We start from the raw sequence: 22927 nt of genomic DNA, 5'->3' as shown, positions 1-22927 counted from the left end.
GGACTCCCGGTCAGGAGCGGGCGATCGCCTCGTGGTGCCGGATGACCTCGGCGATGATGAAGTTCAGGAACTTCTCGGCGAAGACCGGGTCGAGGTGGGCGCCGGCGGCCAGGTCGCGCAGCCGCGCGATCTGCTCGCGCTCCCGGGTCGGGTCGGCCGGGGGCAGCTTGTGGTCGGCCTTGAGGCGGCCGACGCGCTGGGTCGCCTTGAACCGCTCGGCCAGCATGTGCACGACGGCCGCGTCGATGTTGTCGATGCTCTCGCGCAGGCTGGTCAGCTCGGCGCGCACCGCTTCGTCGATCTGCGCCATCGCGCCTTCGGCGTCCGCGGCAGCGGCATCGGCGGCCACGGCGTCGGCGGCGGAATCGGTGGGCTGATCGGTCATCGGATGATCGCTCCGGAGCTTGCGGGGCTGGACGTGCCCGACGGCCGGAGACCGGCGCGGGCCTCGGCAAATCTAACAGGGGAGACCCTCGGAACTCCCACCGTTCGGACCAGGCGTCCACCATCCGGACATCGGAACGGTCCCGCGTGGCGGGTGCGGCGGAGCACCGGTCGGGCGGGCCCTCGCCGCGTAGGCTGGGCGCGGCGCCACAGGACGTGACGACCCAGCAGTTCTTCCAGCACAGGAGGTACCTGATCGTGGCAACCACCCGTACCGCACGCACCGCGTGGGAAGGCAACCTGCTCGAGGGCAAGGGCGTGGTGACGTTCGCCTCTTCCGGCATCGGGGAGTACCCGGTGTCCTGGCCGGCCCGCGCCGAGACCCCGAACGGGAAGACCAGCCCCGAGGAGCTCATCGCCGCCGCCCACTCCTCCTGCTTCTCCATGGCCCTCTCGAACGGCCTGGCCCGCGCCGGCACGCCGCCCACCAAGCTGGACACCCAGGCGGACGTCACCTTCCAGCCGGGCACCGGCATCACCGGCATCCACCTCACCGTCACCGGCGAGGTGCCCGGCCTCGACGAGGCGGGCTTCATCAAGGCCGCCGAGGACGCCAAGGCCAACTGCCCGGTGAGCCAGGCCCTCACCGGCACCACCATCACCCTCACCGCCAAGCTGGCCTGACCGCCGGACGGACTCGGTCGCCGGGCCCGATCGGCCCGGCGACCGGACCGGCTGCCGGCCTCGCCGGCGACCGGTACGCCGTTCGATAGGCCGTCCGGGGGCCCGCGACACGCCGTCGGCGCCACCGGCGCAAATTCGCCGGACGGCTCCGGGCGGCCGGGCGCCGGGGCGGCCGCCGCCCTCCCACCGGGAGCCCGTTCGCCGGTCCGCACACCGGACGAGCAGGCCGTATGCGCACTCGCCCCCGGCCGCCGCCCCACGGCGCCGACCGGGGGCGTCGCGCTGCACGCTCACGTCCCGTCAGAAACCCGGCGAATCACCCTCGCGGCGGTCGCCGCCGGTTCTTCTCGACGCCTATGATCGGCGGCGGTGGCCCGACCCGAGGGGTTCGATCGAGGGGTTGGATCGGACTGGGGCGTGGACCGCCGTGAACGCGGACAACTGCACTACGGCAGCCGTCCGGATCAGCGGGAGCAGCGGACGGGAGCATGCCGTGCCGGGGCGAAACGAGGGGGTCGACGCACATCACACGGGTGTGCGGCAGGAGGAGTCGAGCCGCGCGCGCCCCGGCCGCCCCGAACCCCCGCACGCACCGCCCGGGCGCTCCGAGCAGCACAGCCCCGCACCGTCGTCCGGCCGCCCGCACGGAAGCGCGCCCGACGACTCGGCGGAGGCCGAACAGCCGGGGATTCAGACGGGGTTGCGGCCGGCGTCGCAGCCGGCGTCGCGGCCCGTGTCGGAGTCGGCGGACGAGCCACCGGTGCCGGTCGAGCCGCTGCTCTCCTGCCCCACCTGCGCCGGGCCGGTCGGTGGCAGCACCGGACGTCTGCTGGCCGCGCTGCGGGCCAGTGAGTCCCGGTTCCGCGCGGCGTTCGCGGACGCCGGCATCGGGATGGCGCTGATCGACGCGGACGACCGGATCATCGAGGCCAACCCCGCCTTCGCGGCGATGCTGGGCCGTGAGCCCTCCGATCTGACCCGCACCCACATCCACGAGATCATCGAGCCCGAGGACACCCCGCGCCGCCTCTACCGCGACCTGGTGCAGGGCAAGCGGGACAGACTGCGGGTCGAGAAGCGGCTGAAGCACCGGGACGGCCGCTCGGTGTGGAGCAAGGTGGCCCTCTCCCTGATCCGGGACGGTGCCGGGCATCCGCTCTACACCCTGGCCATGGTCGAGGACGTCACCGAGCAGCGGCTCCTCGGCGACCGGCTGGCCTACCAGGCCCTGCACGACCCGCTGACCCGGCTGCCGAACCGCACGCTGTTCTTCGAGCGCTTGGAGGCCGCCTTCCTCGCCGTCGGTATCCGGACGGACGGCGGCAGGGCGGACAGCAGTCGGACGGACGACGGTCGGCGGGACGGCGGTCGGGCCGGGACCCGGCAGGGACCGGGTGCGGCGGGGGCCGTGCTCACCTCGGCCGCGGCGGCGCTCAACGGCGCGTCGGGGCCACCGCGGAACGGCGCCGCGAACGGCTCCCTCAAGGGTGTCGTCCAGGGCACCGTGAACGGTGCTACGAGGACGGGAGCCCGGCCCGACCGGGCCGACGGCGACCGACGGCCGCGGATCGGCCTCTGCTATCTCGACCTCGACGGCTTCGCGGTGATCAACGAGACGCTCGGCCACCACGTCGGGGACCAGTTGCTGGTCGCGGTGGCGGCCCGTCTGGAGAACGGCTTCGCCCGTGGCGACCGGCAGCTCGTCGCGCGGCTCGGCGGGGACGAGTTCGCCGTCCTGATCACCGAGAGCGAAGGGTCCGAGCAGCTCACCTCGCTCGCCGGCCGGCTGATCAAGGCCCTGGAGAAGCCGTTCGAGATCGGCGGCCACCGGCTGGCCGTCACCGCCTCGGTCGGTGTGGTGGAGCGCCCGGTCGAGGGCACCTCACCGACCGACCTGCTCAAGGACGCCGACTCCACCCTCTACTGGTCCAAGGCCGACGGCCGCGCCCGCTGGACGCTGTACGACCCGGCCCGCGGCGCCCACCAGCTGACCCGGCAGCTGCTGTCCACCGCCCTGCGGCCGGCGCTGGAACGCGGTGAGTTCACCGTCGAGTACCAGCCGCTGGTGGGGCTCTCGGACGGGCTGGTGCACGGCGCCGAGGCGCTGGTCCGCTGGCGGCACCCCCGGTACGGCACCCTCTCCCCCGACCGGTTCATCCCGCTGGCCGAGGAGTCCGGGGCGATCGTGCCGCTCGGCAAGTGGGTGCTGGAGGAGTCCTGCAGACAGGCGAGACGCTGGCTGGCGGAGTTCCCGGACGCCGACACCTTCGTCAGCGTCAACCTGGCCGCCCGTCAGATCTGGGACTCCGACGTCGTCGCGGACGTCGCGGAGGTCCTCGAACGGACCGGACTCCCGGCCGGACTCCTCCAGCTGGAAATCACCGAGAGCGCCCTGCTCGGCCCCGGCGGGCGCCCCATCCAGGCGCTGCAGGCCCTCGCAGACATGGGCATCAGGATCGCGATCGACGACTTCGGCACCGGCTACTCGAACCTCGCCTACCTCTCCCGGCTCCCGGTGCACGTCCTCAAGCTCGACGGCACCTTCGTCGAGGCCTTCCGCGACGCCGGGTCGCCCGGTCTTCCCGGCGGCCGGTCCTCCTCCCCCGACCCCGACGGCGCCCGGGCGCGCCGCACCGAGGCGGACGAGCAGATCGTCGGCGCCATGGTGCAGCTCGCCCACGCCCTCGGGCTGACCGTCACCGCCGAGGGCATCGAGAACGCCGCCCAGGCCGAGCGGCTCCGCCTCACCGGCTGCGACACCGCCCAGGGCTGGTACTTCGCCAAGCCCGGCGACGCCGAGATCGTGGCGGACATGCTCCGCGAGACCTACCCCGACTGAGCGTCGGCCCCCTCGATGAGGCGGGCCGACGCGGGGCGTCCGCCCGGCGATGGGTCAGCCGCGCGGGACGTCCGCCCGGCGGTGGTCAGCCGCGCGGGGACGGGGCGACGGTCAGCCCGTACGCCTCGGCGATCAGCCCGTAGGAACGACGGCGGGCCTCGTGGCCGTGGATGTGCGACGTGACCATGAGCTCGTCGGCGCCGACCCGCTTGCGGAGGGCCTCCAGGCCGTCGGCCACCTGCCCGGGGGTGCCGAGGACGACATTGCCCAGCCAGCTCTCCAGGAAATCCGCCTCCATCTCCGTGTAGGGGTGGGACTCGGCCTCGTCGGGGGTGGGGATCAGCCCGGGGCGGCCCTGCCGGAGCCGGAGCATGGCGAGGCCGGCGGACCGGGCGAGGCGGAGCGCGTCGGACTCCCGGTCGGCGGCGACCGCGCTGACACCGATCAGCGCGTAGGGCTCGTCCAGGACGTCGGACGGCTCGAAGGAACTGCGGTAGAGGTCGAGGGCCGGCACCGTGTTGGCGGCGCTGAAGTGGTGCGCGAAGGCGAACGGCAGGCCGAGCCGGCCGGCCAGCCGGGCGCTGAAGCCGGACGAGCCGAGCAGCCAGATCGGCGGCCGGGCGGTGCTCTGCGGAACGGCCCGCAGTCGCGCGTACGGGTGGCCGTCCGGGAAGTCGCCGTCGAGGAAGTGGGTGAGCTCGGCGAGCTGCTGCGGGAAGTCCTCGGCGCCGTCGGAGAGTCCGCGGCGCAGGGCCCGGGCGGTGGCCTGGTCGGTACCGGGCGCCCGGCCGAGTCCGAGATCGATCCGCCCGGGGTGCAGGGCCTCCAGCAGGCCGAACTGCTCGGCGACGGTCAGCGGGGCGTGGTTGGGGAGCATCACGCCGCCGGAACCGAGGCGCAGGGTGCGGGTGTGCGCTCCGAGGTGGGCGAGCAGCACCGCCGGGTTCGAGCTGGCGACGCCGGGCATGCCGTGGTGCTCGGCGACCCAGAAGCGGTGGTAGCCCCAGCCCTCGGCCGCACGGGCCAGTTCGGTGGTGGCGGCGAGGGCGTCGGCGGGCGAGTAGCCGGCGCCGACGGTGGCCAGGTCGAGGATGGAGAGCGGGGCGGGTGCGGACCCGCGGGCCCGTGCGCGCACGGGGTCCGCGCCGGGCGGTGCCGTCTCCGTGTGGTCCTGCGTTCCGCCGGTGTGCTCGCCGCTCATGCCGCCCGTCCTCCTGGTCGCCGCGGGTTCCTGGTCGCCGATCGGACGACCGACGACGGGGGACAACCCGGATCCGGGCGGACCTGTTCCCTCGTTCCCGAACCCGATTTCGCGCGCCCCCGGAGCGATGCGCCGGTCGGCCCGCCGAACGAAGCCGATCCTGGCGACTTCGTGCCAGCGCGGGAACTCGCCAGCTTCTGATGTCGCGTCAGAAGCGGCGATCCGGCAGAGTTGCTCACCAGTGCGGTGCATGCATCACCGCGCTCCTGACGAAGACCACCGGGCTGGACCAGCACCGGCGGTCCCCGCGAGCCCCCGGAGCGGCACCCCGCCCCGGGGGCTCGTGGCATGCGCACCGGGCCTGCCGGACACCGGGCCCGGACGGTCGGGCAGGCCGGCGATCAGGGCCGTGAGCCGTGCCACACGGGGGGTGCTTCATGGCATGAAAGTTCGACTCGCTAGCGTTACTCCTTGCAGCACTGCTCTCCCCCGGGCGGTCTGGAGGGAGTTCGACCTTGAACGCCGCAGCCGTACTCGGCCCGTCGTGGATCTGCGCACTGGCGCTCTGCGCCGTGCTCGGTGACGCCTTCCTTCCTTTCCTTCCCAGCGGGACGCTGGTGATCCTCGCCGTGCTCCGGACCTCCGAGGTCGACGGCGCGCCGCTGCTGCTGGGCTTCGGCGTGGCCGTGGCCTCCTTCCTGGGCGACCTCCTGCTGCTGCACCTGGCCCGCCGCGGCGCCCCGGCCGTACGGCGCCGGCTGGCCCGCCGCCCGGAGCTGGCGGCGAGCGTGGAACGGATGCAGGCCGGCCTGGCGCAGCGGACCAGTCGCGCCGCGGCCGTCATCGTGATCGTCGCCCGGTTCGTCCCGGCCGGGCGCACCGTCATCGACCTGGCGGTCGGCCACTCGCCGGCGTCGTCCCGGATCTTCCTCCGCTGGTCCGCGCTGGCGGCCGTCGTCTGGGCCGCGTACATCGTCAGCCTGGGCTGGCTCAACAGCCACTGGTTCGACACCGCCTGGCTGAGCCTGGCCGTCTCGTGCGCGGCCGCGACCCTGATCAGCGGCAGCATCGCCCGCGTGATCCGTCGGCGCCGCCGCGCGGCGCTCGCCGCCTGCTGAACCCGCTCGCCGACACCTCCTGCGGCTCTGCCATTTCTGCCCTGCCACGCCTGCCCTGCCACGCCCGCCCCGCCACTCCTCTCACGGCCCTGCCGGCACGGCACTCCCGGCACGGCACGTCCCCCGAACCGCTCTGACCGCGCGTCGGTCCGGCGATCTGTCTCAGGACCGCAACAGTCGGCGCTCCCGTGGAGCCGTCGCGGGTATGACCTGCGTGGTGACCTGAGGGTGGACAGGCGCGCTGTACCGACCTGAGCGCTCATGACATCCTTGGGCAGCAATACAGATCAATTGTCCGATTATGTCGGCGCGTCCGGATGCCTCTTCGGTGTCCGGACGTCTGCTGAGTGCGGGCACCACGCGGGCAGGGGAGACCATGAGCAGCATCTCGCGCAGGACTGTGCTGAGCGCCGGGGCGGCCACCGCGGCGCTGGGGGCCGTCGCCGCGTGTTCCGGTGGCGGCGGCTCCAAGGGCAAGGCCAACGGGCCGGGCGGCGGGTCCGGGGACGGCGCCGGCAGCACCGCCACCGGCAAGCCGGTCAAGGGAACCCCGCTGGGGGACGGCTCGACGGCCGACACCGGGGCCCAGCCGAACCAGCCCAAGCCCGAGAAGCTCAAGCCCGGTGAGCAGCCGCCGCAGTTCGTGGTGTTCTCCTGGGACGGCGCCGGCGCCACGGACGACGGGCAGTTCAGCCGGTTCCTGAAGCTCGCCGACGAGCTCAAGGCGTCGATGACCTTCTTCCTCTCCGGCATCTACACCGTGCCGAAGGAGAAGTCGAGCCTCTACCACCCGCCGCGCCACCCCGTCGGCGCCTCGGACATCCCGTTCCTCTCCCAGAACGCGGTGCGCAACACCGTCAAGCTGATCAGCCAGGCCTGGCTGGCCGGCCACGAGATCGGCACCCACTTCAACGGCCACTTCTGCGCCCGGCAGCCCGACGACGGCAACGCCGTGAACAAGTGGTCCCCCGAGGACTGGGAGAACGAGATCCAGCAGGCCGTGTCCTTCGTCACCCAGTGGCGGACGAACACCGGCTTCACCGACGTCGATCCGCTGCCCTTCGACTACAAGAAGGAGCTCATCGGCGGTCGCACGCCCTGCCTGCAGGGCCAGAAGGGGCTGCTGCCGACCGCCGCCAAGCTGGGCTGGAAGTACGACGCGAGCTCGCCCGGCGGGCTGCAGATCTGGCCGCAGAAGGTCCAGGACGGGAAGATCTGGGACTTCCCGCTGCAGGGCATCCCGTTCCCCGGGCACAGCTTCCAGGTGCTGTCGATGGACTACAACATCCTGGCCAACCAGTCGCACGGCTCGACCAAGGGCGATCCGTCGAAGTACGCGGAGTGGCGCGGCCAGGCCCACGACGCCTACATGGCGGGCTTCGAGCGGGCCTACACCACCAACCGGGCGCCGCTGTTCATCGGCAACCACTTCGAGCAGTGGAACGGCGGCATCTACATGGACGCCGTCGAGGACACCATGAAGGCGATCGCGGGCAAGCCGGACGTCCGGCTGGTCTCGTTCCGGCAGCTGGTCGAGTGGCTGGAGGTCCAGGACCAGTCGACGCTGCGCAAGCTCCGCACCCTGGGCGTGGGCAAGGCCCCGACGGGCGGTTGGGGCGGCTTCCTGGGGACGGCCGGCTGAGGCAGGTCCGGCGGCACCCCCAGGTGTGGCAGGTGTGGATGGCGCGGCCCCCGTCGTTCGTCGCGGACGGGGGCCGCCTTCGCGTGTCGGCGGTCGTCAGGCCGTCGCCGACCCTCGGAGCAGCCGGTCGACCACGGTGTCGGCGCCGGCCGCGCCACCGATGATCGAGTAGTGGTTGGTGCCGGGCACAGGGGTGGACGGGACCCGGGTCCCGTCCAGGCCGGCCGACCCGAGGCGGGCCTCGTCGTAGAGGCCCTGCGGTTCGTTGAGCAGTCCGCGCTCGGCCCAGAGCAGTTCGGCGGGGCAGGACAGGTGGTGAACGGCGGCTGCGGCCTCCTTGTCGAGCAGCACCTCGTGGCCGTCCTGCCGGATGGCCTCGGGGACGCAGGAGGAGCGCAGTTCCGGCTCCGTCCCGATCAGGTCGCGCTGGGTGTAGGCGTCCATGCGGGCGGTCCACTCGTCGACGAAGGCGGGGTGGTCCTGCCAGAACTCCCGGTACGCCTGCCGGTCCGGGAAGGTCATGGAGAGCCGCGCGAGCGCGGGGCCGAGCACCGCCGCCAGCGCGTCGTCCTCGTGGACGCCGGGCGGGAGCGGGAAGCTGACGGCTCCGTCGACCAGCAGGACGCGGCGCACCGCGCCGGGGTGGCGCACCGCGGCGAGGGCGCAGACCCACGCCCCCATCGAGTGGCCGACCAGATGGGCCGGCCCGAGGTCCAGGGTGCGGATGACGGCGGCCACGTCGTCCGCGTGCCGGGCGAGGCCGAACGGTCCGTCGACCGTGCGGCTGTCGGCCCGGCCCCGGAGGTCCGGGGCGACCAGGGTGGCCCGGCCGGCCAGGCGGTCGGCGACCTCGCCCCAGGCCAGGGCGTTGGCGGTGATGCCGTGGACGGCGACCACCGTGGGGGCGTCGGGCTCCCGCGCCGGCCAGCGCAGGACGGCGAGGTCGCCGCCGGGCACCGGCACGGTCAGTTCGTCGTGCACGGGGCCTCCGAAGATGCTCACGCTGCCTCACTTCCACGGGTACGGGCGGGCACGGTCGAGCCGGCGCGGGCGGACACGGCCGAGGCGGCGCGGGCGGCGCGCAGGCGGGCCGGCAGTCTAGCCAGGCCGCCGGGTAGCAGGTAGACCACGACGACGAACAGGCCGCCGAGCAGGAAGAGCGGCTGGGAGAGCGGCACGCGCAGCACCGCGGGGAGGTCGGCGACGGCGGAGGAGTTGGCGAGGTCGCCGAGGCGGTGGCCGGCCCAGGTGTACAGGACGCCGCCGAGCAGCGGCCCCCAGCGGCTGCCGGACCCGCCGAGCACCACCATGACCAGCAGGGCGAGGGTGGCGTCGGAGGTCGCGGCCTGCGGGGTGGCGCCGCCGGTCAGCAGCAGGTGGACGACTCCGCCGGCGCCCGCCAGGGTCCCGGCCACCACGAAGGCGATCAGCTTGTAGCCGTACGGGCGCAGGCCGAGCACCTCGACGCGCCGTTCGTTCTCCCGGATGCCGGCCCAGACCCGGCCGATCGGGGAGCCGACGGTCCAGTGGACGACCGCCAGGGTGAGGACGAGGTACCCGAGGGCGATCCAGTAGAGGTTGGCGGTGTTGCCGATGCCGACCAGTGAGGCCGGCAGCAGGTCGGCGGGGGCGGCGCGCCCCTCCTCGCCGCCGGTGAGGCCCCCCGGGTTGCGCTGGACGAGGATCGCCCCGGCCTGGGCGAAGGCGAGGGTGACCATGGAGAAGCCGATGCCGGTCACCCGGAGGCTGACGGCGCCGAGCAGCAGGGACAGCAGGGTGGCGCAGGCGATGCCGGCGGCGGCGGCCGGCAGCAGGGGGAGGCGGAGTTCGAGCATGGCCAGGTCGGTGCAGTAGAGACCTGCCGCGAAGTAGAGGGCGTGGCCGAAGGAGAGCAGGCCCGTCCGGCCGAGGAGCAGGTCGTAGCCGGTGGCGAGGGCCCCGTAGAGCAGGCACAGGGCGATCAGTTGGAGGCTGCCGGGGCTGCCGAGCGGGCCGTCGAGGAGCCCCGGGACGGGAGACGCACTGTAGGGGATGACAAGGAACAGGATCAGCAGAGCGATCGGCCACCAGCGTAGTGCTCGACGGAGCGTGGTCGAGCCATCACTGAATGATTCACCTGTTCGAGGGATGGTGCGCCCACGGTCGGTTGTTCCAGAATCTCCGTCAGAAGCACTGCCGGGCACTGGCACTGAGATGCCCGTCGGGCTCTCGGTGCCCGTGATCGAGGAGTTGGCGGTCACGCGAGCCTCCCGGTGAGTCCGCGGGGCCGTACGAGGAGCAGTACGGCGAGGAGTACGACGACGGAGAGATCGCCCAGCCCGGCGGCGGTGTAGTAGTTGGCGAACTGCTGGACGAGCCCGACTGCCGCGGAGGCGACGGCGGCGCCCGTGACAGAGCCCATGCCGCCCATGACGACCACGACGAAGGCGAAGATCAGAAGACCGGTGCCCTGACCGGGGTTCACCGAACCGAAGTAGAGGCCGGCCAACGCGCCGCCGAGCGCGGCGGCGGCACCGCCGATGGCGAAGACAAGGGTGAACGCGCGACGCACATCGATACCGAGGGCCGTGACCATGGCGCGGTCCTCGACCCCGGCCCGGACGATCAGGCCGTACCGGGTACGGCTCAGGAAGAGGCGCAGCAGCACCAGGACGACGAGGGCGGCACCCATCAGGACGAAGCGGTTGACAGGGACGACCGCACCCAGCACGGAGACCGTGCCCGCCAGCTCGGCAGGCGGCTGGAAGGGACGGGCGTCGGCGCCCCAGATGCCCATGATCAGGGCGGGCAGCGCCAGGCCGACGCCGACGGTGGCCAGGATCTGGTCACGAGGACGACTGTAGAGCGGCCTGATCACGGCCAGTTCGAGCAGGACGGAGGCCGCGGTACCCACCGCCGTGCCGAACAGCACGGCCGGCCAGAAGCCGGCCCCCGCCTCGGCGGAGGCCCACCAGGCGGCGTACGCGCCCACCGACAGCAGGGCGCCGTGGGCGAAGTTGAGCACGTCCATCAAGCCGAAGATCAGTGACAGCCCGGAGGCCACCAGGAAGTAGAGAGCGCCCAGACCCAGACCCGTACAGACGAGGAGGACGACGGTGTTCATGTGGAGGTCACCTCCGTAGCGGATTCGACGGACCGGACACGGCCGGGGTCGGCGGTGGCGCGCCTGCTGCCGACACCGAGCAGCCGGCGCGAGGCCGACTCGTCGGCCAGCAGTTCGGCGGTGTCGCCCTGGTGGACGGTCCGGCCGTCGGCCAGGACGGTGCAGCGGCCGGCCAGCCGCCGCACCAGCGCGAGGTTCTGTTCGACGAGCAGGATCGGCACCCGGTCCGCGGCCCGGGCCAGGACCTCGGCCACCTCCGAGACGATCTTCGGCGCCAGGCCCTTGGTGGGCTCGTCGGCGATGATCAGGCGGTTGCGGTTGAGCAGGGTGCGGCCGATCGCGACCATCTGCTGCTGGCCTCCGGAGAGCGTCCCGGCGGCCTGCCGGGCACGCTTCCGCAGCTCGGGGAAGAGCTCGTGGACCAGGTCGTAGTCGGGTTGGGCGTCGCGCTCGGCCAGCCGGAGGTTCTCGGCGACGGTGAGGCCGGCGAAGATACCGCGGTCCTCCGGGGCGTAGCCGATGCCCTGGCGGACCACCAAGTGGGTCGGCAGGCCGACCAGTTCGGTCCCGTCGAAGAGCAGGCTGCCCGTCCTGGGCACCAGGCCCATGACCGCCTTGGCCGTCGTGGTCTTGCCCGCCCCGTTGCGCCCGAGCAGTGCGGTCACACCGGTGGGGGCGACGTCGAGATTTACGCCGTGGAGGATGTGCAGGCCGTCGACGACCACCCGCAGGTCCCGCACGGCGAGCAGCGGCGCCGGCCCGGCAGCGTCGGCGCTCTTCTGCCCGCCGGCCACGGGTTCCCGATGCTTCGTCAGAGAGGAGTCGTCCGTCACAGAGCCTCACCCAGGTAGGCCTGCTGCACGGTGGGGTCCGCCATCACGGCGGCAGGCGTGTCCAATGCCAGAAGGGTGCCGTGGTGCATCACGGCGAGTCGGTCGGCCAGGCCGAGCAGGACGTCCATGTGGTGTTCCACCATCAGTACGGTCCGGCCCGAGTCCCGGTGCACCGAGCGGATCAGCTCGGTGAGGGCGGGCACCTCCTCCGCGCTGACGCCGGCCATCGGCTCGTCGAGCAGGATGAGCCGGGGTTCGCCGACCAGCAGCACGGCCAGTTCGAGCTTGCGCTTCTCGCCGTGCGAGAGGGCGCTCGCCAGGGTGTCGGCGCGGTGGCCGAGTTCGGTCCGCTCCAGGGTCTCGGCGACCTGCGCCTCGTACCGGCCGGCCCGGCGCCACAACCGGTAGGAGGCGGCGGGCCCGGCGGCGGCCTGCGCGGCGAGCCGTACGTGCTCGGCGACCGTCATCCCGCCCCACAGCGAGGAGGTCTGGAACGTCCGTCCGATGCCGCGCCGGGCACGTGCGTGCACGGGCTGGTCCGTGATGTCCGCGCCGTCCAGTTCCAGCGTGCCGTGGCTCGCCGGGCAGATGCCGGAGATCAGGTTGAAGAGGGAGGTCTTCCCGGCTCCGTTCGGGCCGATGAAGGCGACGAACTCGCCCTCGCCCACGGTGAAGGAGACGTCCTCCACGATCGGCACGCCGCGGACCGACCAGCCGAGCCCGGCCAGCCGCAGGACCGGTGGCGCGGCGACCGCGGCAGTCGCGGTGGTCGCGGTAGGGCCAGGCCCTGTACCGGGCGCGGGCGAAGGCGCGGGACCGGGCCCGAGAGCGGGCCCGGACGCGGACGGCTGGCTCACGGTCAACCCACCATGGCGAGGACGGGGGGTGCCACCTGGTCGGCGGGAAGGACCTTCTCCACGGTCGGCTTGGCGGCGGCGCCGGTCCCGGTCAGTCGCACCTGGAACATCGGCTGCAGCAGGGCGTGGTCCTCGGCCCGGACGGTCAGGTGGCCCTTGACGCCGTCGAAGCTCCACCCCTCCAGCGCCTTCACCAGGGCGGCGGTGTCGTCCGCGGAGCCCTTGTTGGCCTCGATCGCGTGGACCACCATCTGGGCGGCCGTGAAGCCGTCCGGGGTGAAGATGTCGGGCTTGCCGCCGCTCTTGGCGACGGCCTCGGTCATCGCCTTCTCGACGTCCGTCCCGGCGGCGCCGGCGAGGTAGTGGTTCAGGAAGGAGATCTTCTCGCCGGCCGCGCCGAACAGCGGGTACGAGGCGGCGAGGTCGAGCCCGGTGACCACACGGGTGGAGGAGAACACGTCCTGCTGGTTGAGCGAGGTCCACAGGGCGGAGGCGGTCTCGCCGGCCCAGGCCACGAACAGCAGGTCGGGCTTGGCGGCCTTGGCCTGGGTGGCGAACGGGGTCAGGTCGGTGGCGCTGGGCGGAGCGAGCACGGCGTCGACGGTGGCGCCGGCCTTGCCGAGGACGGCCTTGACGGCGGCCACGTTGGCCTGGCCGAAGGCGCTGTCCTGCGCCAGCACCGTCACCTTCTTGCCCTTGGCGTCCCCCACGAACGAGGCCGCGGTCAGGGTGTCCTGGTAGGACTGGCGGCCGGAGCGGAAGGTGTACTTGTTCAGGGCGGTGACCTTGTCCGCGGCGGCCGGGCCGCTGATGAACAGCACCTTGTTCTGCGCGGCGAACGGCGCCACCTGCAGCGCCACACCGGAGGCGGTGGAGCCGGCGAGGATCTTGTAGCCCTTGCCGATCAGCTCCTTGGCGCCGGAGACCGCCTTGGCGGGGTCGCCGGCGTCGTCCTGCTCGACGAACTCGATGGGGTGCCCGTCGACCTTGCCGGTGCCCTTGGTCGCGTAGTCGAGGCCCGCCTTGAAGCCCTCCAGGTACTGCTTGCCGTACGCGGCGAGCGGGCCCGTCCTGGAGTAGAGCAGGCCGACCTTGACCGGGCTGGACGCGTCGCCGCCCCCGCCCGCGGCGTCCGTCCCCGCCGTGCCGGCCTTGGCGCAGCCGACCGCCAGCACGCCGCAGGCCGCCAGGGCGGCCATCCGGCGCCCGATGCGCAGCGGACGGGACGCGATACCGGTGCCGCGGGCGACGCCCGGGGTGCCGGCGGCCGGGGCGGCCGCCGGAGCTCCGACGGATCTGACACGGGGAAGATCTGTGTTGCGCATGGCGGCCGGCTCCTGGGGATTGCTGCGGGGGTGGATGCCGGAACCGTAGGAGTGCGGCCGATGCGACGACATATGGCCGGTCGACGCACCGGCCGGCTCGGCTGTGTGGCCCTCAGCCATGTCGGAGCACCGGGGAACGGCCCGTGTGGCAGGACGCCATGACCGGCCGCCGGCGAATGTCGGACACCGCCATGGATCCGGTCACGTCCCACGGCGAGGGTGGAGGTGCCCCGGACCACCGTGCCGCCGTGCCCGGACCGTTGTACCTGCCGCCGCCCCGGCCGGCTCCCGCCACCACCCCCGCCCTCAGTGAGGTGACCCCTTGGACAAGGTCCTTGACTCCCCCGACCGTGCCGTCGAGGACATCCCGGACGGAGCCACCCTCGCCGTCGGCGGGTTCGGGCTCTGCGGCATCCCGAGCACGCTGCTGGGCGCCCTCGCGGCGGCCGGCACCTCCGGTCTGCGCGTCGTCTCCAACAACTGCGGGGTCGACGACTGGGGTCTGGGCCTGCTGCTGCGCGCGGGGCGGATCGCCCGGATGACGTCCTCGTACGTCGGCGAGAACAAGGAGTTCGCCCGGCAGTACCTGAGCGGCGAGCTGGAGGTCGAGCTGACGCCGCAGGGCACGCTGGCCGAGCGGCTGCGGGCCGGCGGCGCGGGCATCCCGGCCTTCTTCACCCCGGCGGGGGTGGGGACGCAGGTCGAGGAGGGCGGTCTGCCGTGGCGGTACGCGGCCGACGGTTCGGTCGCGGTGGCCTCGCCGGCGAAGGAGGTCCGCGAGTTCGGCGGCCGGCCGTACCTGCTGGAGGAGGCCATCACGGCCGACTTCGCGCTGGTCAGGGCCGAGGTGGCCGACCGGCACGGCAACTGCGTCTTCCACGCCGCGGCCCGCAACTTCAATCCGCTGTGCGCCACCGCCGGACGGGTCACCGTGGTCGAGGCCGACCTGATCGTCGAGCCGGGCGAGCTCCCGCCGGACGCGGTGCACCTGCCCGGTGTGTACGTCGACCGGGTCGTGGCCGCCGACCCCGCGGACCGCCGGATCGAGCGCCGCACCGTCCGTCCGCTCCCCCAGGAGGCCTGACATGACCGCCCAGCAGAACCCCGCCCCGAGCGCCGGGCCGAGCACCGGACCGGACACCCCGCGCAGCGCCGCCCTCGACCCCCGGGACGTGCTCGCCGCCCGGGCCGCCCGGGAGCTGCGGGACGGCCAGTACGTGAACCTCGGCATCGGCCTGCCGACGCTGATCCCCAATCACCTGCCGCCCGGGGTGCACGTCGTGCTGCACTCGGAGAACGGGATCCTCGGCGTGGGCCCGTACCCGCTGGAGGGCACCGAACACGCGGATCTGATCAACGCGGGCAAGGAGACGGTGACGGTCGAGGCCGGCGCCTCCTACTTCGACTCCGCCTTCTCGTTCGGCATGATCCGGGCCGGCCGGATCGACGTGTCCGTCCTCGGCGCGATGCAGGTCTCGGCCTCCGGCGACCTGGCGAACTGGATGATCCCCGGCAAGATGGTCAAGGGCATGGGCGGGGCCATGGACCTCGTGCACGGCGCCCGGCGGCTGATCGTGGTGATGGAGCACACGGCGAGGGACGGCTCGCCGAAGATCGTCGACGAGCTGACGCTCCCGGCCACCGGCCGCGGCGTGGTGCACCGGATCGTCACCGACCTGGCCGTGCTGGACGTCACCCCGGAGGGCCTGCTGCTGGTCGAGGTGGCCCCCGGCCGGACGGTCGAGGAGGTCCGGGCCGCCACCGAGCCGCCGCTGCGGCTCTCCCCCGCCCTGGCCGACCGGACCGGCAGCACCGCCGACGCACCCGTCACAGCCCCCGCCTGACCCGCGGGAACCGGTACCGCCCGCAAAGAGCAAGGCCGGCCGTGCGCTGCCCTCACAGCGCGCGGCTGGCCTTCACCGTGCCGGTGGGCAGGTCAGTCGTTCAGGTTCGGGATCTGCCAGTCGATCGCCTCGGCGCCGAAGCCCTCCAGGGCCTGGTCGATCTGCGAGAACGGCTTGCTGCCGAAGAACAGCTTCGCGGAGAGCGGCGACGGGTGGGCGCCCTGCACGACGACGTGGCGGGTGGTGTCGATCAGCGGCAGCTTCTTCTTCGCGTAGTTGCCCCACAGCACGAAGACGCAGGGCTCCTCGCGCTCGCTGACGGCCTTGATCACCGCGTCGGTGAACTTCTCCCAGCCCTTCGCCTTGTGCGAGTTGGCCTCGTGCGCGCGCACCGTCAGCACCGCGTTGAGCAGCAGCACACCCTGCTCGGCCCAGTGCATCAGGTAGCCGTTGTCCGGGGCGGCGACGCCGAGGTCGGCGTGCAGCTCCTTGAAGATGTTGCGCAGCGACGGCGGGATCTTGGTGCCCGGCAGGACGGAGAAGCTCATGCCGTGGGCCTGGCCGTCGTCGTGGTACGGGTCCTGACCGAGGACCAGCACCCGGACCTTGTCGTACGGGGTCGCCGCGAGGGCGGAGAACTCCTGCCCGGCCGGCGGGAAGACCTGGTGCTCGGCGCGCTCGCCGGCCACGAAGGCGGCCAGCTGGGCGAAGTACGGCTTGCCGACCTCGTCCGCGAGCACGTCCTGCCAGGACTCGGGCAGCTCGAAACCGGCGTCCACGGCCGCCTCAGCCAGATCCGTCACGACATTTCCTCCCACCACCGACCGCGCCGCACTGCGCAGCGGCCGCTCCGACGTACGACTTCCTACGACCCTGAACGCTACACACCCGCACCGACAGTCCGCGCCACCCGTCCCGATCCGCCCCGGTCCGCCCGGATTTCGCGACGAATCCGCGCCGAATCCGCACCGGCCGGCCCGAGGCGGTGCTAGGCGGCAACCGCCCGGGCGCGGTTGCGGCGCACCCGCACGTGCTCGACCGCGTTGAGTCCGACGAGGACGGCGGCGAGCGAGGCCAGGGCGGCGAGGGCGGGCAGCCGCGGCATCAGCGGCAGCAGGACGAGGACGACGCCCGTGGCCGCGAGCCGGGTCGGCGAGACCTTCCCGAACATCATCCACCGGGTGTAGCTGAAGGAGAGCAGGTAGAGCACGCAGCCGCCGTACAGCAGGGCGACGGTGCCGAGGCCGAGGGCGTGCCCGGGTTCGGCGACGGTCTCGCCGAACCCGACCGCGACGGCGATGACTCCGGCGATCAGCAGCAGATGGCCGTAGGAGAACACCCAGCGGATCATGTCGCGGCGGGAGGCGGCCGTCTCCACGGCGAACCGCATGGCGTCGGAGGCGAAGCCGAAGTAGAGCCACCAGAGCGCACAGGAGATGGCGAAGGCGACGGCCACCGACACCAGTTGGCCGGTGTGCAGCCCGGAGTCGGCGACGGGGCCGCCGATGCCCACGATGGACTCGCCGAGCGCGACCAGCAGGAAGAGTCCGAACCGCTCGGGCAGATGGCCGGGGTGGTAGGTCACGGCGGCCAGCCGGCGGCGGAAGACCAGCGGCGCGGCCAGGTCGCAGCAGGCGCCGGCGGCCCACAGCGCGGTCCGGGCGGGGCCGTCCACCGTCCCGCCGAGGAGCATCAGCGGGCCGCTGACGGCAACTCCGACGCCGTACGGGCCGACCCAGGCCCGGCGGATGCCGCGGACCAGCAGGAGCAGGACCACCCGGGCGGCCCAGTAGCCGGCGCCGAAGAGCAGTCCGCGCGCCCCGTAGGCGGCGGGCAGGGCGAGGGCCATGAAGAGTCCGCAGAGGCCGACCGCGAAGATCCCGATCCGGTCGCGCGGAGTGTCGACGTCCCGCACGTTGGCCTGCACGGTGGTGCCGACCCAGCACCAGTACACCGGGGCGAAGGCGACCAGCGCCTGGCCCGCCCCGACCCAGTCGTGGTGGTGGTGCAGCAGCTGGGACACCTGGGTCACCGCGAAGACGAAGACCAGGTCGAAGTAGAGCTCCGCCCAGGTCACCCGCTTCTCGTCCACGGCACCCGGCGCCTCCACGCCCCCCGGCCCGTCCGGGACGACCGGCGCCTCCGCCCCCGGCGTTCCCATTGCCTCCGGCCGCGGCCGGCCCACTCCCGTCACCCGTTCCACTGCTCCCCCTAGGCTCGAACGGCGGCACCGCCACAGCCCGTCCCCGCGGGGTCGGCGCTGCGGCGGTGCGCGAGTACCGGCTAGATCTCGTCGATCAGGTCGGCGATGGACTTCACGACGCGGGTCGGCCGGTACGGGAACCGCTCCACGTCGGCGGGTGAGGTGAGACCGGTCAGCACGAGGATGGTCTCCATGCCGGCCTCCATGCCGGACACCACGTCGGTGTCCATGCGGTCGCCGATCATCGCGGCGGTCTCCGAGTGCGCGCCGGCGGTGTTGAGCGCCTCACGCATCATCAGCGGGTTGGGCTTGCCGACGAAGTACGGCTCGACGCCGGTCGCCTTGGTGATGAGGGCGGCGACGGAGCCGGTGGCCGGCAGCACGCCCTCGGTGGACGGGCCGGTCTCGTCCGGGTTGGTGCAGATGAACCGGGCGCCGCCGTTGATCAGGCGGATCGCCTTGGTGAGCGCCTCGAAGCTGTAGGTGCGGGTCTCGCCCAGCACCACGTAGTCCGGGTCCTTGTCGGTCAGCACGTAGCCGGCCTGGTAGAGGGCGGTGGTGAGGCCGGCCTCGCCGATCACGTACGCGGTACCGCCGGGCCGCTGGCTCTTGAGGAACTTGGCGGTGGCCAGGGCGGAGGTCCAGATGCACTCCTCCGGCACCTCCAGGCCCATGCCGGCGAGACGGGCACTGAGGTCGCGGGGGGTGTAGATCGAGTTGTTGGTGAGGACCAGGAAGGGCTTGCCCGACTCCCGCAGGCGGCGGAGGAACTCCTCCGCGCCGGGGATCGGCGTGCCCTCATGGATGAGGACGCCGTCCATGTCGGTCAGCCAGGACTCGATGGGCTTGCGGTCTGCCACGTGCGTGTCTCCCGAGGTCGTGCGGGTGGTCGTTCGGAACTGCACCCCTCCGCCCGGCGCCCGCAGCGGGCCTTCCGCGACGTGTGGGGGTCCTGCTGGCTGCCCCAACACGACCAGCCTAATCCGCTCACCTGTCCGGCGGGGAGCACGTCCCGACCAGCGGACGGTGCCCCGCCGGGCCCCGGGCCGCCGGACCCGCTCCCCGGTGGAACCGGCCCCGCCGCCTCAAGAAGGCCTTAAAGGCCCCATAACAGCACTGATCGACCGTCAATTCGGCTCCGCGCAGTGGTTAGCGTGCTGGCACCGCGTCCCCGACCCTCGATCCAGGAGCGCCACCATGCCCGCTCGTCCCTCCGCCCGCCGCCGGGTGACCGTCGTCGCCGGCGCCCTCGCCGGCCTGGCCCTGTCCGGCACGCTCGGCACCGGCACCGCCGCCGCGCACGGTTCGATGCAGAACCCGCTGAGCCGTGTCGAGGGCTGCTACCTGGAGGGCCCGGAGCACCCGAAGTCGGCGGCCTGTGCGGCGGCGATCGCCCGGGGCGGCACCCAGGCGATGTACGACTGGAACGGCGTGCGGATCGGCGACGCCAACGGCCGCCACCAGCAGCTCATCCCGGACGGCCGGCTGTGCAGCGCCAACAGCCCCGAGTTCGTCGGCCTGGACCTGCCGCGCGCCGACTGGCCGGCCACCAACCTGACGGCCGGCTCCCCCTTCACCTTCCGGTACCGGGCGACCGCGCCGCACCGCGGCACCTTCCGGCTGTACGTCACCAACGGCACCTACGACCCGGCGAAGCCGCTCGCCTGGTCGAACCTGCAGTCCACGCCCTTCCTTACCGTCACCGACCCGCAGCTGGTCGACGGCCAGTACGTGCTCCCGGGCCGGATCCCGGCCGGGCTGAAGGGGCGCCAGCTGATCTATGCGATCTGGCAGCGCTCGGACAGCCCGGAGGCCTTCTACTCCTGCTCCGACGTGGTCTTCGACGGCAGCGGGAAGACGGCCGGCACGGCCCCCGTCCCGCCGGCGGGCAGCGGCACCCCGCACGTCCACGAGTCCACCACCGGCGCGGCCCCGACCGGCACGACCAAGGGCACCCCCGCCGGCACCGGCACTCCGGCGGCCGTCCCCGCCGCGGCGACCTCCGCCGCGACAAACACCGCCCCCGCGAACACCGCTCCCGCGGGCGGTGCCGCCGGCGGCCCGGCGGACTCCGGGGCGCCCGCCGTCCCGGCAGGGCAGCAGCTGGCCCAGACCGGCACCGGCCGTTCCACCGGCCTGATCGCCGCCGTCGGCACGGCCTTCCTGCTGTCCGGTGCCACGATGGCCGTCCTGCGCCGCCGGGGCCGCGCCGGCGGCTCGCACGCGCGCTGACCCGGCCGGCCGGCGCGGCCGTGGTTGAGTGGGGAGCATGACCAGCGCGTCCCGCCCCCCGTTCCGTGTCGGCCTGATCGGCTACGGCCTGGCCGGCTCCGCCTTCCACGCCCCGCTGATCGCCACCACCCCCGGACTGCAGCTGGTCGCGGTGGTCACCGCCAACCCGGACCGCCGCGACCGGCTGCACCGCGCCCACCCGGGTGCGCAGCCGCTCGACACCCCCGAGGACCTCTTCGCCCGGGCCGACGAGCTCGACCTGGTGGTCGTCGCCTCGCCGAACCGCACCCATGTCCCGCTCGCCGAGGCCGCGGTGGCCGCCGGTCTCCCCGTGGTGGTGGACAAGCCGCTCGCCGGCACCGCCTTCGACGCAGCCCGGCTGTGCGACGCGGCGGAGCGGGCCGGGGTGCTGCTCTCCGTCTTCCAGAACCGCCGTTGGGACGGCGATTTCCTCACCGCCCGCCGGCTGATCGGCGAGGGGGCGCTCGGCCGGGTGCACCGCTTCGAGTCGCGGTTCGAGCGGTTCCGTCCGAAGCCCAAACCCGGCTGGCGCGAGCTCGCCGACCCGGCCGAGGTCGGCGGCACCCTGTACGACCTGGGCAGCCATCTGGTCGACCAGGCGCTGACGCTGTTCGGCCCGGCCGAGACGGTCTACGCGGAGATCGACACCCGCCGCGACGGCGCCGTGGTCGACGACGACGCCTTCCTCGCCCTCACCCATGCCTCCGGGGTCCGCTCCCACCTGTGGACCAGTGCCCTCGCCGCGCTCGGCGGCCCCCGGCTGCGGGTCCTCGGCGACAGCGCGGGGTACGTCAAGTTCGGCATGGACCCGCAGGAGAACGACCTCAGGGCGGGCCGCACCCCCGGCGACGGCTACCCGTGGGGCGCCGACGACCCCGCCGTGTACGGCAGCCTCGGCACCGACGAGGCCGCCGACCGCGTCCCCACCGATCCGGGTGACTACCCCGCCTTCTACGCCGGTGTCGCCGCCTCGCTGGCCGACGGCGCCCCGCCCCCGGTGGACCCCCGGGACGCCGTCGCCGCCCTCACGGTGCTGGAGGCGGCCCGCAGCTCTGCCGCCACCGGCAGCGTCGTCCGGCTCGGCTGAGCGCCGGCCCGTCCTGGTGGAACGCCTGGGGCCGGCCGCGGATCGCGGCCGGCCCCGGGGCGTGTCCTCAGCCCGTCAGCGGGTGTACGGGTTGCCGCCGGGCGGCGGGGTCTGTCCCTGCGGCGGCGGGAAGCCGCCCGGAGCCGGGGGCTGCTGACCGTAGGGGGCGGCCTGCGGCTGCTGCCCGTACGGGCCCGCGGGCGGCTGCTGCGCGGGGAAGCCCGGCGCCTGGTACGGCGGCTGGGCCCCGTACGGCGCGGTCGGCGGCACCGGGGCCGCACCTGCGGCGGCCGCCTTCTTCCGTCGGCCGAGCACCGAGAAGACGATCACCAGCAGCACCGCGGCGACCGCGAGCCCGCCGATGATGAACAGCAGCAGGTCGAGCGGGTCCGAGTCGGAGTCGGACGAGGTGGCGGCCGCGGGCTGCGAGGAACCGGGCTGGGCCGGCGCCGTGCCCGGCGCGGACGCGCCGCCGGTGCCCGCGCCCGGGGTGGGGTCGGCGGCCGCCGCGGCCTTCAGCGGGAACTCGCTGGCCGAGCCGGGGTCGCCCGGCTCGCTGAGCGCGATCCGCGGCCGCACCGCGCCGAAGCCGATGAAGTCGCTGCGCTCCTTCGGGCTGCTGGCCGTGTTGATGAGCACACGCAGCACCTGGTTGTTGGTCCAGTCCGGGTGCGCGGCCCACACGAGCGCGGCGGAGGCGGAGACCACGGCGGCAGCGTCGGAGGTGCCGTGCGTCTTGCAGTACCCGGACGATCCCGTGCACGCGTGGTACATGTCCGCACCGGGCGCGGCCAGGGCGACCTGCGCGCCGCGCTCGGACTCGGACGTCGCCTTGCCGTCCCGGTCCGTCGCGGCCACGCCCACCACACCGGGCAGCGCGCCCGGATAGTTCACCGGGTTGCCCTTGTCGCCCTCGTTGCCGACCGAGGCGACGACCAGGCTGCCCTTGGCGTTGGCGTGCTGGATCGCCGACTTGAGCGCCTCGAGCTCGGCCGGCCTGACCAGATCGGCGTGGACACCCTGGGACAGGTTGATGACCCTTGCCCCGTGGTCGGCCGCATAGGTGATGCCGTTCGCGAGCTGCGTGGCGTAGTCGGCTGCCGCAGCCGTGAGGTCCGAGCCGGCGTTCACCTTGATCGGGAGGATCTTCGCGCCGGGCGCGAGGCCGTAGGCGCCCTTGCCGCCGAGGCCCTTGCCGCTGCCGGCGATCAGGGTGGCCATGCCGGTGCCGTGGCCGACCATGTCGCTCAGCACACCGCCGGAGTTGTTGAGCCCGCTGAGGTCGGTGCCCTCCAGGAGCTGGCCCTGTAGGTCCGGGGCGTCGCCCTGGACACCGGTGTCGACCACCGCGACGGTGATGCCCTGGCCGGTGCTGGTCTTCCACATGTCCGGGGCGTGCATGGCGTCGAGGTGCCACTGCTGGGCGCGGATCGAGTCCACGCCGGAGGCCGGACCGGCCGCCGCCCCGACGGCCAGTGCCGCCACCGCCATCGCCGCGGCGAACCGCCGCCCCCGCACTGCCGTGCCCGTCCGCCGCATCCTGCTCTCCCTCGT

At 73.5% G+C, this 22927-nt stretch carries 20 protein-coding genes; 8 read left to right on the top strand and 12 right to left on the bottom strand.

The genetic code is table 11. The annotated features are described in order from the left end of the window. Positions 1-10 precede the first annotated feature (10 nt). The gene (locus AB0P35_RS27025; RefSeq protein WP_095875642.1) at positions 11-310 is read right to left on the bottom strand and encodes a chorismate mutase; all 300 of its coding nucleotides are present in this window, start codon (positions 308-310) and stop codon (positions 11-13) included. Between the two features lie 332 nt (positions 311-642). Between AB0P35_RS27025 and AB0P35_RS27020 the strand changes: the two genes are divergently transcribed. Both AB0P35_RS27020 and AB0P35_RS27015 read left to right on the top strand, forming a co-directional pair. Beyond that, positions 643-1068, top strand: coding sequence for an OsmC family protein (locus tag AB0P35_RS27020; RefSeq protein ID WP_095875641.1), 426 nt, complete (start codon positions 643-645; stop codon positions 1066-1068). A gap of 760 nt (positions 1069-1828) precedes the next feature. After that, entirely contained in the window at positions 1829-3907 is a 2079-nt protein-coding gene (locus tag AB0P35_RS27015) for an EAL domain-containing protein (RefSeq protein WP_363515457.1), read from the top strand. 85 nt (positions 3908-3992) lie between these two features. On the opposite strand, the gene AB0P35_RS27010 is transcribed toward AB0P35_RS27015, so the two are convergent. Next, entirely contained in the window at positions 3993-5108 is a 1116-nt protein-coding gene (locus tag AB0P35_RS27010) for an LLM class flavin-dependent oxidoreductase (protein WP_363515454.1), read from the bottom strand. A gap of 515 nt (positions 5109-5623) precedes the next feature. Here AB0P35_RS27010 and AB0P35_RS27005 point away from each other — a divergent pair. Both AB0P35_RS27005 and AB0P35_RS27000 read left to right on the top strand, forming a co-directional pair. Beyond that, a complete protein-coding gene (locus tag AB0P35_RS27005) occupies positions 5624-6226 on the top strand; it encodes a VTT domain-containing protein (RefSeq protein ID WP_095874743.1) in 603 nt (200 codons plus the stop codon). A 376-nt stretch (positions 6227-6602) separates the two neighbouring features. Beyond that, positions 6603-7868, top strand: coding sequence for a hypothetical protein (locus AB0P35_RS27000; protein ID WP_363515451.1), 1266 nt, complete (start codon positions 6603-6605; stop codon positions 7866-7868). A gap of 96 nt (positions 7869-7964) precedes the next feature. On the opposite strand, the gene AB0P35_RS26995 is transcribed toward AB0P35_RS27000, so the two are convergent. From AB0P35_RS26995 to AB0P35_RS26970, 6 genes are all read right to left on the bottom strand, one after another. Continuing rightward, entirely contained in the window at positions 7965-8864 is a 900-nt protein-coding gene (locus AB0P35_RS26995) for an alpha/beta hydrolase (RefSeq protein WP_363515520.1), read from the bottom strand. Between the two features lie 2 nt (positions 8865-8866). After that, positions 8867-9997, bottom strand: a complete 1131-nt coding sequence (locus AB0P35_RS26990) for a branched-chain amino acid ABC transporter permease (protein WP_363515517.1) — start codon at positions 9995-9997, stop codon at positions 8867-8869. Between the two features lie 107 nt (positions 9998-10104). Then, positions 10105-10971 carry a branched-chain amino acid ABC transporter permease gene (locus AB0P35_RS26985; protein WP_363515448.1) on the bottom strand — a complete coding sequence of 289 codons (867 nt, stop codon included), beginning with the start codon at positions 10969-10971 and terminating at the stop codon, positions 10105-10107. Further along, positions 10968-11765: an ABC transporter ATP-binding protein gene (locus tag AB0P35_RS26980; RefSeq protein ID WP_363515445.1), complete on the bottom strand. Its 798-nt coding sequence runs from the start codon at positions 11763-11765 to the stop codon at positions 10968-10970. Before AB0P35_RS26980 ends, AB0P35_RS26985 begins: the two co-directional genes overlap by 4 nt. A 35-nt stretch (positions 11766-11800) precedes the next feature. Beyond that, positions 11801-12502, bottom strand: coding sequence for an ABC transporter ATP-binding protein (locus AB0P35_RS26975; RefSeq protein ID WP_363515442.1), 702 nt, complete (start codon positions 12500-12502; stop codon positions 11801-11803). Between the two features lie 161 nt (positions 12503-12663). After that, positions 12664-13860: a substrate-binding domain-containing protein gene (locus AB0P35_RS26970; RefSeq protein WP_363515514.1), complete on the bottom strand. Its 1197-nt coding sequence runs from the start codon at positions 13858-13860 to the stop codon at positions 12664-12666. Between the two features lie 448 nt (positions 13861-14308). Here AB0P35_RS26970 and AB0P35_RS26965 point away from each other — a divergent pair, with 448 nt between their 5' ends. Both AB0P35_RS26965 and AB0P35_RS26960 read left to right on the top strand, forming a co-directional pair. Further along, entirely contained in the window at positions 14309-15070 is a 762-nt protein-coding gene (locus AB0P35_RS26965; RefSeq protein WP_363515439.1) for a CoA transferase subunit A, read from the top strand. A 1-nt stretch (position 15071) separates the two neighbouring features. Further along, positions 15072-15830: a CoA transferase subunit B gene (locus AB0P35_RS26960; RefSeq protein ID WP_363515436.1), complete on the top strand. Its 759-nt coding sequence runs from the start codon at positions 15072-15074 to the stop codon at positions 15828-15830. 92 nt (positions 15831-15922) lie between these two features. Here the strand turns inward: AB0P35_RS26960 and AB0P35_RS26955 are convergent, their stop codons facing one another. From AB0P35_RS26955 to AB0P35_RS26945, 3 genes are all read right to left on the bottom strand, one after another. Beyond that, on the bottom strand, positions 15923-16633 hold the full coding sequence (locus tag AB0P35_RS26955) for a uracil-DNA glycosylase (RefSeq protein ID WP_095874737.1): 711 nt from the start codon (positions 16631-16633) through the stop codon (positions 15923-15925). A gap of 185 nt (positions 16634-16818) precedes the next feature. Continuing rightward, a complete protein-coding gene (locus AB0P35_RS26950; RefSeq protein ID WP_363515433.1) occupies positions 16819-17922 on the bottom strand; it encodes a low temperature requirement protein A in 1104 nt (367 codons plus the stop codon). A gap of 191 nt (positions 17923-18113) precedes the next feature. Further along, the gene (locus AB0P35_RS26945; protein WP_030275764.1) at positions 18114-18893 is read right to left on the bottom strand and encodes an HAD-IIA family hydrolase; all 780 of its coding nucleotides are present in this window, start codon (positions 18891-18893) and stop codon (positions 18114-18116) included. Between the two features lie 337 nt (positions 18894-19230). Between AB0P35_RS26945 and AB0P35_RS26940 the strand changes: the two genes are divergently transcribed. Together AB0P35_RS26940 and AB0P35_RS26935 are read left to right on the top strand one after the other, a co-directional pair. Continuing rightward, positions 19231-20265, top strand: coding sequence for a lytic polysaccharide monooxygenase (locus AB0P35_RS26940; protein ID WP_363515430.1), 1035 nt, complete (start codon positions 19231-19233; stop codon positions 20263-20265). Positions 20266-20302: 37 nt separating this feature from the next. Continuing rightward, positions 20303-21373: a Gfo/Idh/MocA family oxidoreductase gene (locus tag AB0P35_RS26935; protein WP_363515427.1), complete on the top strand. Its 1071-nt coding sequence runs from the start codon at positions 20303-20305 to the stop codon at positions 21371-21373. Between the two features lie 75 nt (positions 21374-21448). Here AB0P35_RS26935 and mycP read toward each other — a convergent pair whose 3' ends face one another. Continuing rightward, positions 21449-22912 carry a type VII secretion-associated serine protease mycosin gene (gene mycP, locus AB0P35_RS26930; RefSeq protein WP_363515424.1) on the bottom strand — a complete coding sequence of 488 codons (1464 nt, stop codon included), beginning with the start codon at positions 22910-22912 and terminating at the stop codon, positions 21449-21451. Between the last annotated feature and the right edge of the window lie 15 nt (positions 22913-22927).

This window comes from Kitasatospora sp. NPDC085879, assembly GCF_040686255.1.
Classification (GTDB): Bacteria; Actinomycetota; Actinomycetes; order Streptomycetales; family Streptomycetaceae; genus Kitasatospora.
This window is presented reverse-complemented; position numbering and strand designations above follow the sequence as displayed.

Bases quoted from the DNA above. Each gene is read 5' to 3' on its own strand.
- AB0P35_RS27025 (WP_095875642.1), bottom strand. From the start codon at position 310: ATGGCGCAGATCGACGAAGCGGTGCGCGCCGAGCTGACCAGCCTGCGC.
- AB0P35_RS27010 (WP_363515454.1), bottom strand. From the start codon at position 5,108: ATGAGCGGCGAGCACACCGGCGGAACGCAGGACCACACGGAGACGGCA.
- AB0P35_RS27000 (WP_363515451.1), top strand. From the start codon at position 6,603: ATGAGCAGCATCTCGCGCAGGACTGTGCTGAGCGCCGGGGCGGCCACC.
- AB0P35_RS26985 (WP_363515448.1), bottom strand. From the start codon at position 10,971: ATGAACACCGTCGTCCTCCTCGTCTGTACGGGTCTGGGTCTGGGCGCT.
- AB0P35_RS26970 (WP_363515514.1), bottom strand. From the start codon at position 13,860: ATGGCCGCCCTGGCGGCCTGCGGCGTGCTGGCGGTCGGCTGCGCCAAG.
- AB0P35_RS26960 (WP_363515436.1), top strand. From the start codon at position 15,072: ATGACCGCCCAGCAGAACCCCGCCCCGAGCGCCGGGCCGAGCACCGGA.
- AB0P35_RS26940 (WP_363515430.1), top strand. From the start codon at position 19,231: ATGCCCGCTCGTCCCTCCGCCCGCCGCCGGGTGACCGTCGTCGCCGGC.
- AB0P35_RS26935 (WP_363515427.1), top strand. From the start codon at position 20,303: ATGACCAGCGCGTCCCGCCCCCCGTTCCGTGTCGGCCTGATCGGCTAC.
- mycP (WP_363515424.1), bottom strand. From the start codon at position 22,912: ATGCGGCGGACGGGCACGGCAGTGCGGGGGCGGCGGTTCGCCGCGGCG.